At 35.7% G+C, this 16,738-nt stretch carries 16 protein-coding genes; 14 read left to right on the forward strand and 2 right to left on the reverse strand.

The genetic code is table 11. From position 1 onward, the window contains the following. The first annotated feature begins 6 nt into the window (after positions 1-6). From BN2665_RS06780 to BN2665_RS06820, 9 genes are all read left to right on the forward strand, one after another. On the forward strand, positions 7-918 hold the full coding sequence (locus BN2665_RS06780; RefSeq protein WP_055666338.1) for an S-4TM family putative pore-forming effector: 912 nt from the start codon (positions 7-9) through the stop codon (positions 916-918). A 576-nt stretch (positions 919-1,494) separates the two neighbouring features. Beyond that, a complete protein-coding gene (locus BN2665_RS06785) occupies positions 1,495-3,714 on the forward strand; it encodes a helix-turn-helix domain-containing protein (RefSeq protein ID WP_055666339.1) in 2,220 nt (739 codons plus the stop codon). A 60-nt stretch (positions 3,715-3,774) separates the two neighbouring features. Continuing rightward, positions 3,775-4,611, forward strand: coding sequence for a hypothetical protein (locus tag BN2665_RS06790; protein WP_055666340.1), 837 nt, complete (start codon positions 3,775-3,777; stop codon positions 4,609-4,611). Positions 4,612-4,626: 15 nt separating this feature from the next. After that, the gene (locus BN2665_RS06795; protein ID WP_055666341.1) at positions 4,627-5,796 is read left to right on the forward strand and encodes a hypothetical protein; all 1,170 of its coding nucleotides are present in this window, start codon (positions 4,627-4,629) and stop codon (positions 5,794-5,796) included. Between the two features lies 1 nt (position 5,797). Beyond that, a complete protein-coding gene (locus BN2665_RS06800) occupies positions 5,798-6,178 on the forward strand; it encodes a hypothetical protein (protein ID WP_055666342.1) in 381 nt (126 codons plus the stop codon). Positions 6,179-6,347: 169 nt separating this feature from the next. Further along, positions 6,348-6,740 carry a hypothetical protein gene (locus tag BN2665_RS06805; protein WP_055666343.1) on the forward strand — a complete coding sequence of 131 codons (393 nt, stop codon included), beginning with the start codon at positions 6,348-6,350 and terminating at the stop codon, positions 6,738-6,740. Positions 6,741-6,788: 48 nt separating this feature from the next. Next, on the forward strand, positions 6,789-7,364 hold the full coding sequence (locus tag BN2665_RS27535; RefSeq protein WP_055666344.1) for an SEC-C metal-binding domain-containing protein: 576 nt from the start codon (positions 6,789-6,791) through the stop codon (positions 7,362-7,364). Positions 7,365-7,446: 82 nt separating this feature from the next. Further along, positions 7,447-8,289, forward strand: a complete 843-nt coding sequence (locus BN2665_RS06815; protein ID WP_055666345.1) for a hypothetical protein — start codon at positions 7,447-7,449, stop codon at positions 8,287-8,289. Positions 8,290-8,565: 276 nt separating this feature from the next. Beyond that, positions 8,566-8,976 carry a hypothetical protein gene (locus BN2665_RS06820; protein WP_055666346.1) on the forward strand — a complete coding sequence of 137 codons (411 nt, stop codon included), beginning with the start codon at positions 8,566-8,568 and terminating at the stop codon, positions 8,974-8,976. Positions 8,977-9,060: 84 nt separating this feature from the next. Here the strand turns inward: BN2665_RS06820 and BN2665_RS06825 are convergent, their stop codons facing one another. Next, the gene (locus BN2665_RS06825) at positions 9,061-9,573 is read right to left on the reverse strand and encodes an ImmA/IrrE family metallo-endopeptidase (RefSeq protein ID WP_055666347.1); all 513 of its coding nucleotides are present in this window, start codon (positions 9,571-9,573) and stop codon (positions 9,061-9,063) included. Between the two features lie 65 nt (positions 9,574-9,638). Beyond that, complete coding sequence (locus BN2665_RS06830; protein WP_055666348.1) at positions 9,639-10,055, reverse strand: helix-turn-helix domain-containing protein; 417 nt, start codon at positions 10,053-10,055, stop codon at positions 9,639-9,641. A 189-nt stretch (positions 10,056-10,244) separates the two neighbouring features. On the opposite strand from BN2665_RS06830, the gene BN2665_RS06835 reads away from it, so the two are divergent. The 5 genes from BN2665_RS06835 to BN2665_RS06855 all read left to right on the forward strand — a co-directional run bounded on the left by BN2665_RS06835 (position 10,245) and on the right by BN2665_RS06855 (position 16,737). After that, the gene (locus tag BN2665_RS06835; protein ID WP_055666349.1) at positions 10,245-10,823 is read left to right on the forward strand and encodes a hypothetical protein; all 579 of its coding nucleotides are present in this window, start codon (positions 10,245-10,247) and stop codon (positions 10,821-10,823) included. A gap of 490 nt (positions 10,824-11,313) precedes the next feature. Then, positions 11,314-11,745 (forward strand): sigma factor-like helix-turn-helix DNA-binding protein, encoded by a 432-nt coding sequence (locus BN2665_RS06840; RefSeq protein WP_055666350.1) that lies wholly within the window; start codon positions 11,314-11,316, stop codon positions 11,743-11,745. A 557-nt stretch (positions 11,746-12,302) separates the two neighbouring features. Further along, positions 12,303-14,615, forward strand: coding sequence for an ATP-dependent DNA helicase (locus BN2665_RS06845; protein WP_055666351.1), 2,313 nt, complete (start codon positions 12,303-12,305; stop codon positions 14,613-14,615). Between the two features lie 62 nt (positions 14,616-14,677). Beyond that, positions 14,678-14,917: a DUF6870 family protein gene (locus BN2665_RS06850; protein WP_035269449.1), complete on the forward strand. Its 240-nt coding sequence runs from the start codon at positions 14,678-14,680 to the stop codon at positions 14,915-14,917. Between the two features lie 149 nt (positions 14,918-15,066). Then, a complete protein-coding gene (locus BN2665_RS06855; RefSeq protein WP_055666352.1) occupies positions 15,067-16,737 on the forward strand; it encodes a recombinase family protein in 1,671 nt (556 codons plus the stop codon). The last annotated feature ends 1 nt before the right edge of the window (position 16,738 follow it).

Below are 16,738 nucleotides of genomic sequence, written 5' to 3' on the forward strand. Positions count from 1 at the left end.
TATTTTATGAGCATTAATGAAAGGCAGAATAGTAAATTAAATTTAAAGAGACTGGCTGCTCAGAGACAACTATATTCTGATGCCAAGAAAATGATGCACATTCAGTTTGCTATAAGTGGAATGGCTGTTATAGTCTTTGCAATAATTGGCAATATCATAAGCAAAGAATATGCGGTTTACATAACAGTTTTGTCGATTCTCTGTGTACTATTTGATGAGTTGTTCTTGACGAAAAGGATTGAAAATCTTAGACTCAATGCTGCAATTATTCAAGAAGATTTTGACTGTGACGTACTACAAATCCCCTTTAATTATATAAAAAATAGCCATGGAACTATGTTAGAAACTATACAAGAAAATAGTAAGAAGTATCTTTCAAAAAATAAAAACTTTGACTTGTTAGTAAATTGGTATCCTGGAATGGATATGGCAGATCTAAAATATGGCAGAATTATTTGCCAAAGCACTAATTGCTGGTGGAATCAAAAATTAAGAGAAAAATACTCTAATTTTCTAATTCTTAGCACAGCGACCATTTTTATCTTTTTGTTATTAATAGCATTATTTAATGGCATCACGCTCAGTGGATTTATTATGTCTGTTATTTCACCAATTTTACCTGGAGGCGTTCTTGTTTATAAAATTGACCGTGATAATAAAAAAGCAATTCAAAATTTGAATGATATGAAAAATAAACTTGATAGTATTATTGAAAGACTAAGAGCGAAAGAGTTGTATCCAGATGAAAAATTGCAAAATGATATTAGATGTTTACAAGATATGATTTTTGAAAATCGATCAGCGAGTCCTCTGATACCGGATAGATTTTATTTCAGATATCGTGACCGATATGAAGATATAGCACAGACATCAAATAAGGAGTTAGTAGAATTGATTAAAACTCAATACAATGAATAATTTTTGATCCCGATGAGTACATTTATTTACCTTAATGGGAAGACTGGAATAATAATGGCTTGCAGGTACTTTATGTACTACGGAATAACGGGGGATTCGTATGGTAAATTTAGAAGGAACGTAGTAGCGAGCCTTTAGGAACAGGAGTAGCTATATCGTTTTATAAATGTATGTATAGATACAATATGTACGACAACTCCCGAAATATCAAGCCCTTTATAGGCAGGGGTAGAGCGATCGCGAGTAAAAGATAGGTAAACTTTCTGAAATTTGTATGTGCGCGGACGATACGAAATGAAGAAATATCCATGTTCGGTATTGGTTGCAGCAGACCCTTCGAAGGTTGAGATAGCGGTTTAATTATAAAAAGTATTTGCAAAATTGCATCGCCGGTTGAGGCTGAAAAAGCCATGGCCGGATTTTTTATTAATATGCACATTAACATTATTTAAATATAAAATATGCAATTTTGCATAAAACATATTGACTAATGCAAATCTATTTGCTAAGATATGGAATGTAAATAAATTTATGGAGTAAAAAATGAATATTGTGCAGAAATTGAAGGAGGAAAAAATGTTTGACTTAAAGAGCTTTCGAGAAAATACTTTTAAAATGACACAGGCAGAATTTGCAAATCTTATTGGGGTCCGTCAAGATTATATTTCAAGGTTAGAGCAATCTACAGAACAAATCCCTCTTGAAGTATTGGTGAAAATAGCTAATGTTACAGGTACAACCCTTGATGAACTAATCAAATATAAACGCCCGACCCCAAAGCCTTTAGAGGTAGATGATACTTGGCGTAGTGCTGATTTCACTAAACGTACGATAGTTGATTACATAATTGATTGTGGAGCAAGTTATCGTAGCCAGTGGGGTGAGAATTATGATAAGTATATAAGCGAACTCAGAGAAAAGGTGGAAAGAGTGATTGCAAAGCCCAAAGTTGCAATTGTTGGACATTCTGATGTAGGTAAGAGCAGATTGATAAACTCAGTTATTGGTGCAGAAAAAATGCCTACTTCATGGACGCCAACAACATCAATAACTGTTTATATTAAGCATATAAAAGATAGACCAAATTATATTGAGGAGGAGGCTTGGATTTTTAAAGCATCATTTGATGGCGTTGTTGGTTGGGATGAAAAAAAATTAAATAATGAAGAATATTGCAGGTCTTGGAAGTTAGCTGGAGGAAGTGCTGATATTCTGAAGGATTATGGTACCCGACAAGGGGAAATGTACGGAACGAACGAGGCTGGTTCTGCTATAATCTTTGTTGACAGTGAAATTCTGAAAAATTGTGATGTTATTGATTTACCGGGATTTGGAACAGGTGATCGTGTTGAAGATGATACAATGACTTTAAAAGCAAAGGAATTTGCTGATGTTTTGATTTACATGTCACATGCTGGACAGTTTATGCAAGGTGGAAGCATAGAATATCTGAAAGAAGCTATTAACTCTTTGAATGTTATTGAAAATAAAAAAGAAAATGAACTCAAGCCACTTTCAAATCTGTTTGTGATTGCATCACATGCTCATACTGTCGATGGAGGTAATCCTAAATCACTAGCCACTATACTTGATAATGGTTGTGCCAGATTGCTTCAAACAATGCCAATAGGGTTCTGGAGCAATAAAAAGGAAATATCCGGGTACGATTATAACTACGGTATTATCAGAAGCCGCTTTTTTACATATACAACTGATATTGAACGATTGAGAGTAGAATTCGAAAAAGAAATAAAAATTTTAGTAGAAAAACTACCACAAATAATCAATGAAAAAGCTAAGGATTTTGTAAGACAGTATATCAAAGAAACTGGCGTTAATCTGGATAACGAAATAGCTGAATATAGTAACATTATTGCTGAACGTGATAAATATGAACTTTTATTAAAAGAAATTAAAAAGAATGAACCTAAGAGAGCAAACGAAAACCAAAATCGTAGAATGGATTTGGTCTCTGATATTAAAAAAATGTCTTTCTCCTCTGTAGATAAATTTGCGGATGAATATGGTCGTGTTATATCTACGGATAAAATTGTTTCTATTATTAAAGAAAAAGGATTTAAGAAAAAAAAGGAAGATATTCAGTCATTGGTAAGCTATATTAATTCAACCTTACAAAATAAAATGCAGGATATCTTAAAAGACCACTCTGATGAATTAAAAGAAAAAATTGATAAATATCTTGCGGACTTTGAAGGTAGCATCAATAGTAATAATTTCTCTGTGGATGTTGGAGATATTAAGTTTTCCTTTGATGTGACGAAGGCTTTTGCTTCCGGATTAGCAGGGGCGGTTACGTTTGGTGGATTGGCATTTTGGGCGGCTTCACTCGGGAATTTAGGTGCGTATATCCTTGTAGCTAAGGGGGTAAGTTTGCTATCTGCGCTTGGTATTTCGGTTGCAGGGGGGACAGCTGGAGCGGCGGCTGCTGTATCTGCAATAGGTGGACCAATTGTGATAGGTATCGCACTGGCTATTATTGCGGCAATTTCAGTATTTGCACTATTATCTGGTGGCTGGGAAAAAAGTTTGGCTAAGAAGATTGTTAAGGAGTATGATGCAAAAAATTGCTTGATGAAATATAAAGAGAGTATTGAACAGTTTTGGACAGATACTGTAAATGCGTTTAATATAGCTGCTGATGCTTTGGATAAAGAATGGAAGGACTATATTCGTAATCTTGAAGAAATGGTGTCCTCATATAACATTCGAGACATCCAACACAAGATTAAAGCGGCGGAGGAATTTAAAAATTTTCTTGCAGGCATTCCGCTATAAAGAACTGGTTTGAGATGATAAATAAGTGGGATGCCTTGAATAACGAGAGGAAGGATAAAAATGGAACAACTGAGATTATTTGAAGACCTTATAGCAGCCAATAATATTTGGGATGCACACACGGTAGGCAAAAACCTCTATAGCAAAGACCTTGGCAACAAAGATATTTTTAGTAAATATTTTGATTTTACATGTACTATCGCAAATTATCCAATAGAAATTAAAACAAGGAAATACTTTATCAGTGAAGCTGAAACAGCGCTCGTATTTTACTCTGAAAATGCCGAAATGAGCACTGAACAATTATTGTTCATTAAAGCCTGCAGGGACAAGCTTATAAAGACTTCGAATGCAATTATGGAATTGGAGCAGGAAATCATCTCAAAGCACAATGACAAGCTTGTTGCAGACAATAATGAATTACTTACAGAATTGGTAGATTATAAAAACAAGCTGTTATCAGCAAAGAAACAAGAGGATTTTGACGCTCTTCTTATTAAGATAAATGAGAAGGAAAATACTCTTGTAAAGGACGCTCTCACTAATGAACAAAAGGCTTTATATGACACGTTAACAAAGGAATACTCTGTCATAATAAGCGATAAGATGATGGAACTTAATTTGCTAAGTAATACAGAATATAATAGAACGGCAGTAAAAGATTTTAAGCATGTATTTGATGAATTCAGAGAAAACGAAGCTAAATACAAAAATAGCCAATCTCAGCTTTTTACACTTGTATCAAAGCGATTATTCTCATATGATCCTGCAAAACTGTTTAACGAAACGCTAATTTATTACAACCATGTCTATTCGTTTGTATTTAGCAAGTTGGATGATGAGGGTAAATTCAGACTAACACAAATTTCTATCGATACAGAAAAAATAAAGAGATGAAGGTGAGGTATTGTTATGCAGTCTAAGAAAATGAGCCTGACCTTCAGCCAAATAACCTATAGCTCGTCAAATTTAACAAATCTTAGTGGCATTAATCCGGGAATGTTCACAGTTGGAATTCAATCAGTTAACACTTTTGGAACAATGTCAACAACAAATGAATTCAATACTCAGTTTAATGATATTTTTACCAATCTGAATGATATTAGGCGAGATTATCAGCAACGTGTAAATGAAATGATTGCAAGTGGCTCTGGTACTAATGATATTCTTCGGAATAAAGGTGTGGAATTGGCATGGAAATATGAGCATGCTGAATTACAAATGGGTGGAAAGGGTACAACTGATTGGTCATCATCACAAAAGCAAGAAATATTTGATTCGGGTAAAGTAAAAGGTGCTGAAGGGCATCACATCAATAATGTGGCTGATAACCCTTCGCAACAAGCAAATCCAGACAATATTAAGTTTGCTAAAGACCGGGCTGAGCATTTGGAGATGCATGATGGAGATTTCAGAAATCAAACAAGTGGTGATTTGATTGACAGAAATGAACGCTTAGAAAAAGCCAATCATACTAGGGTGTTCAAAAATGAACTTACAGGAATCGGCGCTGCTGCCGCAATTGGCTTAGGTATTGGGTTTACCTTGGGTTTTATTGTTACATTAGCACAATCTGGTGTTTCTTCTGAAAGTATAAGACATGCTACAATCGTTGGAGGTAAAACAGGTGTTGAGAGTGCAGCATTGGGTGTAGTAACTCATCTTGTAACAAGAGGAATAGGTGAAATATCAACAAATGCTTTGCAGGGCATTGTTGGAAATTTAGGCATGACTGTTACGGAGAATATTGCAAAAATGTGTAATATGGCAGTAATGGGAGGTATGACAATTATTATTTTTTCTGTCTACCAATTTATTAAGCTTAAACTTAAAGGATACAGTACCAAAGAGTGCTTGCTGAGAGTTGGGAAATCTGCAGCGTTTTCCACTACAGTTTTACTGATAGCGCTTATTGCACAAGGTTTATGGGGTGGATATGCTGGTGTAGTGGTTTCAATAAGCATTGGTGTAATCGTATTGGTATATAAGATTTCCGAAAGTAAATATAGAAATTTGATTTCTGAACAAGTACACATATATACCATACAAAAATGCGAACCTGTGTTTTACGGAGGTGTGTAATTTGGATTATACAGAATTTATTAATGCTATTATAATGCAAGATGCAAGGAATACTTTTGAGAGATCTGGAGATATCAATTTAGAAATACCAAGAGAGCTTGTTCCATTTTACTCACAGTATGTTCCAGTTGATGTGGAAATTGTCTTAAATGATCTGACTTCAGTTAAACTTTATCCTACAAATAGATTAAAGTCTTTGCAAAATGAATATAACCTCGGTGATAAATATTTTGTTTTTGCAACCCGGGAAAGCGATCCAATTGCAATAATGGATGGCAAGATCGTAACCTGTGTTCATGGAAGCAAACTTCCTAAAATTGAGGTAATTGCTTCAAATTTTGATGCATACATACATGAATTGCTTAATGGTATGAAAAAATGAATTTCTTAGTGTTTTCTAAGAAATGGATTTAATTTCAATAGGAACTACGTTTCTGAACTTTTATTGATCGAATTATAATTTTCAAAATGCAGTCAATTAGGGGTATTAAAAAAGAGGAGTCAAAAGAAAACAAATTATGATAGTAGTGAAAGAGAAGGGGGTTACCAGCATGCCGGCAAACAAGAGAGATAAAGCTTCAGATGTTTTTAACAGCACAGATTATGCATTTTGTAGTAAAGTAAGCTTCTCTGAGGCATTTCCGCAGATTAAAAATATCAGAGTTGAAGTTGAAGAGGATGGGGAAGGAGTATATGAACTCAGTAAAAAACAGGTTTATTCCAAAGAAAATATGGGTGAATTTATTAATTGCAGTAATTCACGATGCTATAATGGCGGTTTTAACATTGGTTCTATTATACGAAATATGGTTGAAAGCAAACGTACTGAATTTGAAACCGATAGAAGGTGCCAAGGTTATGAAGGCTCTCCAAAAGGAAAGAAAAGGTATGGTCCCTGCTTTAATAGTTTTCACATTAAGGTTCAAATTACTTACAATGAGTAAAAGGAGCCATGGAATTATAACTTATGGGGAAATGGAGGGCTGTTATTAATGAAAACAACTACTCCAGTGATAATATCAAAACAAATAAGAGACCTGTGTGAAAAACTTGATCCTGAGTATAAGCCCTTTTACATAGAAGTGAAACCGGATAAAAACGCTATACCTCATGAGTGCTTTGAAAATGTGAATTTAAGGGTTCAAAAACAGGGAGGCTCTATTCAACATGGGTGGGTTATCTGGGAGTGGCCTACGATATATATTGAGGCTGAATTTCATGCAATTTGGGTAAGCCCTTCCGGGGAATTCGTTGATATTACACCGAATGACTATGGAGTTAATAAAATATTGTTTTTACCTGATAGAGATAAGACTTTTACTGGTCAAAGAGTTGATAATGTGCGCATATCTCTAAGGAATGATCCGAATATAATTGAATTTCTAAAAACTGCTGAACAAGTATTTTCAGCAGTAGAAAAAAATGATATCAAAGCTTTAAGAACCTTGCTCTCAAGGAAAAAGGAATTGTTGGGCTATTTAAATGGCCTGAATAGTAAATTTGGACGAAATGACCCCTGCTTTTGCGGAAGTGGATTGAAATATAAAAAATGCTGTGGGGCTTTATGATATTATTTTCTATTATTAAGATATTCAATGGGTTTTAGGATTTTTACCTATGAACATGACAAGTGAAAGGAACATTTAGTTGATGATTGAATTAGATCAGGTTGATACTTGGCCTGTACAAATATTAGAGATTTTAGAAAATAGAGCTTATTATATTAAAGATGAGAAGGAACGTGAAGAACAATCCTTATGTGATGGCTCATACATATTGAACCCGGTTTATTGTCGTGTATATGATGAAAGTGTTGAAGATCTAAAGAATATACTCATTAAGCATAAAATTCGAGGATATCACTGTACTAAAATTATAAATTGGAATGGCATTCAGAGAAAAGGCCTAACTGTTTTAAGGCCACAGAAATTTCAGAGCACTCTTATTGATGAATTCAAAAGTATTGGAATTGATAGAGTTATACTTGAAAAGATAAAAGACAGCTTTGCCACATTTGAAAAAAATAGGTCCTTTGTTGGGAGGGAAGGGCTACTCTGGTTCGTCCTAACTAAAGAATTGATAGAATATAAAGGATGTGAAGAATTCTTTGAATTTTTTGGCGGAGAGGTAACAAGAAGAGCTGCATGGCCTGTAAAGGATATTGTTTATCCAATACTACAAAAAATAGGTATTCCAACTGTCATTGAATGCAGCTTGAATATATCGGATTCAATGGATTTTCAGGTTATCAATATATGCAAGGAAATGATTAATTATGGAATGCAAAAATTTGTTTTTAAAAATGCTTACAGTCTTAAATGTGAAATGTGTGTAAAACATGATGTTATTCCAGATGACATTATTAAAATGAATATTCTTGTGCGGCAGAGCCGCCGGTCCGGTGTGGCGAGAGCCACCATTCCGGTCAGAAAAACCAAGCAGCGTTTATGCCGCGAAAGTCTCTTGACAATGAGAAGGCATGTTAGGCTATAACGCCGGGCATTACCCATTCTCCAAAGCCCTGCTTCTTTGTTCAGTATGGGTGGTGCCCTTGATGCCTGAAAACATGCCGATGGAGGCTCATTGTCAAGAGAACCGTGGAATAAATGCGGGATACTAGCTCCCTAATGTCGGAATACTGGCTCTCATCCACCGGAAGGGTGGCTCTGAAAGTCCGGACAGGTGGCTCAAACAGAGCCGGAATACTCATTTAAAATATGGAAAAAGGACATTTCATGAAAAAATTATCTAAGCCGGAGGTATTATTATATGCTGATGAAAAAGATTGAGAACTTGCAGGCAAAAGTTTTGGCAAATAACTTCAAAGTGAGTGAAAATGTTCATTTGTGGGGTGGAGCAGATGTTGTCATTACTGATGCTATGACAAAAGACCTTGAATTATGGCAGGGAAATCCGCCTATTGTTATTGGGGCTGGGAAGGTTGAGTTTGCAGGGAGACAGGTGGTATGCACAAAGCTTGCCAAAGAATTAAGCTATATTTTTTATGAGCTTAAAGATATTTTTCAAGAGTACATTGATTACAATAATAAATATGAATTTTATGGAAGGCTTGCTTCTGCAGCTCGCATGGCGGATATCAATCAAGATGAAAAAAATGTGCTAATAGAAACAATCAATGAAGCCAAAAGAATAGCGGAAGAAATCATAAATATTGCATAGTATATCAAACAACTGTAATAAAACTATTGTTCTAAAATATACAATAAAATAAAACAGAGCTTTTCGATGAAGAAAATGCTCTGTTTATTTCTTTAAAAAATCGGATTTCGGATCATAAACTGTTCTAAATTGGTATCCCCGGGCATTCATAGAAGCCATTTTTAGGGCGATTAAATTTATGTCGGTATAAAGTATCCGTGCGATTTGTTCAATATCGTAACCTTCATGTGCATAAGAAAAAATAGCATCATCCGGTAGAAGAATCTCAGATGCGAATAGATTAGCTTCATATTCAGGACGGCTTTTCATATCGTATAGCACAAATTCTTGTAAGCATACCCTCCTGGCCAAATCCCTATGTAATAAGTCGTGCCCTAATTCATGAGCACAGACCAACTTTTTTATGTAGTCATCAAGTTTTTCATTGATGACTGCAAAACGGTTCCGTTTAAGATATTTGTACATTCCTTTGAGATGCCCTAAATCAGCATAAAAAACTTCAACTCCAATAGCTTTACATAGTTCAAAAGGATCTCTCGTATCATAACGCTTGATTAACCCGGAAGCAACCGATTGAATATAGTCTTTGTTCGGCATACGTGATTCACCCCCTTAGTATCCCCATTATACCAAATAATGTGTACTATAAAACGGACAGTAACCTATTCATCAGACTCTTTTCGGTACTTCTTAGGGGTATATTTCTTATTATTGTCCTTGGCTCTCCAGTACATCTCAGTGATAGCTCTAAAAACTTTGTCTTTATCTTCTTCATTCAATTCCCCACCGGCAAAAAGGCCCCCTATCTCATCAACTAATTTTTGAGCATCTTTTTTGCCACGAGTGCCGTATTTTTCAGATGCTTCCTGAATAAAATTATCTTCTTCTTTCATCAGTTCTTCTATTGTGGTATTCAATGCCTTGCAGAGCTTATTCAAAATCGCTACGTCTTTGGGGTATCTTTGGTTGCTCTCATAATTTTGAATAGATCGTAAGGAAAGCCCTGCTTTATTTGCTAATTCTTGTTGACTCATTCCTGCCGAAGTTCTCAGTTCTTTAATTTTATCACCAAACAACATGATATTGGCTCCTTCCTAAGCAATGCGTTTTTATATGCTCAATATGCAACATCGTACACAATAATTCTATTGACAAACGAAAATGTGTTCGTGTATAATTTGGATATACGATATGCAACTTCGTTCGTTATATATGTTACACTTGATTGAAACAGATGTCAATATGAAAATTAAGGAAGGACAGATGCTATGCGTAAAGAGAGCAAAGTAATGAAACAATGCGCACTAATGTATAAAGGATTAAATATAGAGCGCACTACGGTTCTACATAAAACAAAACTGCTTCTTAAAATATATCGTCCGGTCGTGTGGTCAACATCAAATAGAGCCTATCAAATATGTGAGAGTGCCGAATGTTATTGCGGTAAAAATTTGGAGAGAGCATTAGAGTACCTGGCTAATTTTGCGCCTGAAACTGAACAAAATAGGTTTTCAGAAAATGTACGATCCTTATTTGAAACACATTGGCTCATTTCATTGATTGATTCCACAATGAATAAAATTTATGAATATCCAGATAACGGGAAGATGTATCATGAAATATTAAGTAAACAATATTTGACGGTTTCCAAATACTCAGAGCAGGAAATGCTTGAATTATTAAATATGGAGCGTAGTACATATTACGATAAAAAACGGGAAGCGATTGATTTATTCGCTATTTGCCTTTGGGGCTATACAATTCCATCAATGAGAGGAATTTTTGCTGCAATCGAAGGAGAAAGTGAGATACCGAGCTTTTTTGCTGTTTGGACAACCCCGACTTAATCCCGACTTAATCCCGACAAAGTCCCGATTAATTCCCTACTGCTTTCCGACTTCCAACATGTTACACTGTCTATGCTGGTGAATTATGGCATAAATTAACTTGAATATAGAAGCTTACAGCCTCAATATCCAAATAGGATTTTGGGGCTTTTTTAATGCCCTGTTTTATCAGTAAATATGGCGGCGATTAAGGCCGGAGGTGATTAGTTCACTTCCGGCCTTTTTTTATGCCCGGAAACAGGAGAAAGTTGTATGAAAAGGCGGGGAACTTACAGCTCTCGTTTTCATATTAAGCATGAACATTCCTTAAAACAAAACGACGTGTTTTTAGACGTTTTTGTATTAAAGGCATACTTCAGGAATTTTGGAGGTGCCTTTATGAAGACCTGTATCTATAGCACAAATCGGTGGGAAACAAGCATCGCCCGTTATCCATGACTTTCAAATTTCGCTTGAACATTCATCAAAACGAAATTTGGAGGTTAAGAAAATGGATAAGGAAAAGAAGTTTTTTATACGCATTGGAAATCACGTTGAACAGGTAACAGAAGAAATTTACAGAGAGTATTTCAAAATGCTCAGAAGAGAGCGCTATTTGGAAGAACGGGATTTGGCACATGGCAGGTTCTTGTATTCACAGTTTGATAATGCCTATGAGGATATTCTGGGAGAAGAAATGCTCGTGGATAGGCTTACAGAGGATATTTGTGATTCTATTGTCACTAAAATCATGATTGAGAAATTAAGGGAGTGTCTATCCCTTTTGTCTGATGATGAACTGAATTTAATCATCCAATTATTTTATGAAGAAAAAAGTCAGCGACAGCTATCAGAGGAAAGTGGCATACCAGTAATGACCATAAGTGATCGAAAGAACAGAATCCTAAAGAAGCTAAAAAAATATATGGAAAATAAAAAATAATTCCGTACACCCCCCTCACTTTTCCGGCTTAGAAGTGAGGGGGTTATTTTTTACTCTCCTTATGCTCCTTGAAAACTGAACATACGGTATATCAGGAAAACCACCTTTGCAGCCAGAAATGGCAAGCAACGAAAGCGGAGCGCCATGACCGTCCTGGACGCGAGCGAACACCTCCGGCTTGAAATAGCCAGTGGAATGGCTAATTGCGATGACCGACAAAGGGATAAATAATGATACTTCTGCCTTGAACGCCTCACCGCATTGGGCAGCCCGCAACGAATGACGGGATAACGCTCATTTGGCTTGAGAACTTATAGCCATGTCAGCTTATATGATGTTTTCCAAAGACAAACTGATATATCCCCTCAGTTGTATCAGGGGCGTTGAGAACAAATATGATACACACCAATTCTACTGTTCAAACGAATTGCTTGACAGCAGAAACTATGCGGTGGCCTGTACGAAAGCTGATTATTCAAAATCGCTCAAATAGTAGTACAGGCCACCGTATCATTGTGCTGTCAAGTATCCCACATAATACTAAGGAGAGGAAAATTATGTTTGAGATAAAAACGACAGACGAATCGATAATGCAACAATATCTCAAAAAGCATGGAAACAGAAACGAATTTCGTTATCTTTTTACATTTGATAAAAACTACATTTTCATGGTGAAAGAAAATAGAAGCATAAATACCTACTATGTAATTTGCTTGATGAGAAATTGTATGGTTGCTTTTGCTAAAAGCAAGCAAGTTTATTCTGATGATATAAAAAAGAAACTAATAGAGAAGTTTATTGCTACACCTGCTTATCAAGTCACACTTCCTGAAAACCCGAATGCCATGATTGAATTTATCTTCAAAAAACTGATGGCAGCAAGCGGATTTACAATCAGGGAAAATCAAATTGAGCTATCTAAAATGATGTATGAAGGAATTAAGCAGAATCATATTGCTATTTGCGAAGCAGAGGTTGGAACGGGAAAAACCTATGCTTACATAGTTGCTTGTGTTGTTTATGCTCTTTATGAAAGACAAAAGCGTAGCAAAGCAGGTATACTTACATATTTGGACAATGAATACTGCTCTGTCCCTTGTGTTATATCAACATCCAGTATTGATTTGCAAAATGCCATTGTTCGCACTTATGTCCCAATCTTATCTGATATATTGCTGAAGAATAAGGTGATTGATCGTCCTTTAAGTGCAGTTTTAAGAAAGGGGAAAGAACATTACTTTTGTCAGATGCGATACGACCGGTTAACGAGTTATTTAAAGAGTAGTCAAAAAGCTGTGGACAGAGAACTGCTTTATAAATTGTCCGCATTAAAGATACCGGATTACGGAATTGATTTGGATGAATACAAAGGGTTGAAAAACCATATTGTTCAAAAAATCAATGTACCCAAAGCTTGTGAAATTTCCTGCCCTTACTATAAGGAATGCCAGTATATCAAGTATATGGATTATGCGAGATCATCAATTCATGACTTTCAAGTATGTAACCATAACTATTACTTGGCAGATACAATGAAACGTGTCAAAGGGCAGCATACTCTTATTCCGGAACACTCTGTAGAAATTATTGATGAGGCACATAAATTGCCGGATGCAGCTATGCAAATATTTGGGAAAAGATTTTCAAGTGAAGATATAACGATCATGACCAATGTGCTAAAAAGCAATCTGAAAGGTAATAAGGCATATTTACAGATAGCAAAAATGAAGTTAGACAGTTTATCTGTTCTGAGGACGAGATTTTTTAGAAGTCTGGTTTCAAAAATTAACCTGGATGCTGTAGATGATGAAACATCACAAATTGGTATATTCATAGGGCGCAATGAAAAAAGACTGCTTCTAGACATGTTAAAAATCATTGAAAATATTCAGGAATACTGTGCAGTGGATATTTCAAAGAGCAGGACATTGGAGATTATGTTTTTGGAATCAAAAGAACAGATTGAAACTTTTTTCCGGACAGAGAATATCATTTACTGGCTTGAAAACCCTTTGAGCGACAAATTGGTTTCTATCTGCTGCATCCCAACAGATTTAGAGGATCAATTGCACAAAGTACTATGGAAAAACGGAATCCCAAAGATTTTGACTTCCGGAACATTATCAGATGATAGAGGCTTTACCTACTTCAAAAGCAATGCGGGAATAGATAAGGTCAATAAAAATTTTATCAGTGAGATGAGCTGTCGTTCTCCATTTGACTATAAAAATAATGCATTGCTTTATGTCAGTGAAAACGTACCATTTCCTGATAAACAATGCAATGAGTATATTGAGGCTTTAGCTGATGAAATTATAAGGATTGTGGATGCAGCCTATGGGCATACAGTGATTTTGTTTACTTCCTACTCTTTATTATCAAGAGTATATGAATTGGCGAGACACAGAATCAAATATCCGGTCCTGAAAATGGATAAAAGTGAGAAGAACATTGTTGAAGCTTTTAAAAACAGCGGAAACAGTGTTCTTTTTGCTACAGGCTCATTTTGGGAAGGTGTTGACTGTCCCGGAGATATTCTATCTTCACTTATTATCGTCAACTTGCCGTTTCCAACACCGACACCGATTTTGGAACATAGGAAGAAACAGTATGCGGAGTTGAAAGAGTTTATAGAATTTATTATTTTTCCTGAAATGCTCATTAAGCTAAAGCAAGGTATGGGGCGCTTGATTCGATGTGAAACTGATACCGGTCTCATTGCCATTTTAGATTTCAGGATCAGTAAAAAAGGAAAGTACCGCAAGAGGGTGCTTGGTGCCCTATCAGACTATAGGGTGACAGATTCTCTTGATGAGGTAAAAGCATTTTTCCGTAAAGTAAAAAGAAAAGAATATTTTTATCAAGATTGAGTGAGCGGTTATGGGAATAGCTGCTCGCTTTTTTTGAAAGGAGCGGTTTCATGAATACAGCCATGACCATAACGGACATGAAAAATATAGATATACGTACAGTTGATCCATCCACCTTAGTAGATATTAAAACAGTCAAAGTCAATACGGATTTACCGGTGGAAGAACGAAAGAAAGATTTTATCAGACAAGTGAAAAATCCTTACTGCTTCAGATGTGGCAAGGTTGTGGTTAAGATGAGTTTCGCCGATACAACAGCAACATTAGAAGACAGGTTGGAGAATTACTTTAGAAGCTTATAGAACAGTAGAAGGCAAAACTTTACAAATTGGCGCTTCGGAAATCTGGACGCGCAGTTAATTTTATGCTAAGCTTTTATTGGACTATAATCAGTGAAGCCTAATGTGTTTAAAGTTTTGCTAATACTTTAAACAAACAGGAGGCTTTACTCATGGAATTTTTAAAAGATAACAAAACCTATAATGCTGCTATTTATGTAAGACTCTCAAGAGATGATGGAGATAAAGAAGAAAGTGACAGCATTTCAAACCAAAAGGAACTAATTCGTGAATATTTAAGGTCAAAGTCAGAAATCCAAATTGCTTCTGTGCACGTAGATGATGGATATAGTGGCGTTGACTTTAATCGGCCTGCCTTTTTAGAAATGATGGAAGAGATTAAGGCAGGGAAGGTAAACTGTGTTGTCGTAAAAGACCTTTCACGTTTTGGCAGAAACTATATTGAGTCAGGGAAATATATTCAAAAGATATTTCCTTTTCTTGGTGTGCGTTTCATTGCGATCAATGATAATTATGATAGTGCGGAAGGTTCAAATATTACCGATAACATCATGATTCCATTTAAAAATCTAATAAACGACTCATATTGCAGAGATTCCTCAATTAAAATAAGGAGCCAACTTGAAATCAAACGTAAAAAGGGTGATTTTATTGGCTCTTTTGCTGCTTATGGCTATAAGAAAGCTGAGAATAATAAGAATAAGCTGGAAATAGACGAATATGCAGCTCAAGTTGTCCGTGACATTTTCAAGTGGAAACTTGAAGGGATGAGCCAGCAGGGTATAGCCAACCGACTAAATGAAATGGGTATCCTGTCCCCTATGGAATATAAACGCTCATTGGGAGAAAGGTACAAAACAACCTTTAAAGTAAAACAGCAGGCTCTCTGGTCTGCCGTTGCAGTCAGACGAATCTTAACAAATGAATTGTATATCGGTGTGTTGGAGCAGGGAAAAAGAACCACTCCGAATTACAAAATAAAAACGAGAGTTGAACGTCCTAAAGAAGAGTGGGTGCGAGTGGAAAATGCACATGAGCCTATAATATCAAAAGAGCTATTTACCACAGTAAATGGTTTATTGCTCCATGACACTCGGATTGCCCCTGCTGAGGAAACCGTATATCTTTTTTCAGGTATTATTGCCTGCGGAGATTGTAAAGAAAATATGATCCGCAAGACGGTTCCTGCTAATGGGAAAAAATATTACTACTACACTTGTTCTACCAACCGAAATGATAAAAATAGTTGCACTACCCATAATATCAGTGAAAAGGCATTTGAAGAAGCTGTTTTGGCGGCTTTAAATGTACATATACGCAGTATTCTTGATATTGAACGTATTCTAACATATATCGATACACTACCTTACAAGCAAGAAGAAATATTGAAATTGGATGCTCAAATTGTCAAGGCACAAGAGGAAATAGAAAAGATTCAAAAGTATAAGCTGACATCATACGAACACTTTGTAGATAAAGTAATCACCAAAGAAGAATACCGAAACCATGTCAGCAGATATAATGCTAAAATTCAAAAGGCAGAAAAGCTTATACTAAAGCGTAAACAAGAGATTGAAGATATTATAAACAATAAGACGCCAACTAACTTATGGATTGAGAATTTTAAGCAGTACCAAAACATTGAGCAGCTTACACGAAAAGTAGTTGTGTCATTGATGGAGAAAATATATGTATATGAAAATGGGAAAATCGATATTCATTTTAAACATCAAGCGGAATATGAAAGTGCTATTCGTTTTATAGAAAGCGCCAGCAAATCAGACTCCTTTGATGCGAGTGTTGCGTTTAAGGAGGCGATTTAAT

It is taken from the genome of Desnuesiella massiliensis, assembly GCF_001403615.1.
GTDB lineage: Bacteria > Bacillota > Clostridia > Clostridiales > Clostridiaceae > Desnuesiella > Desnuesiella massiliensis.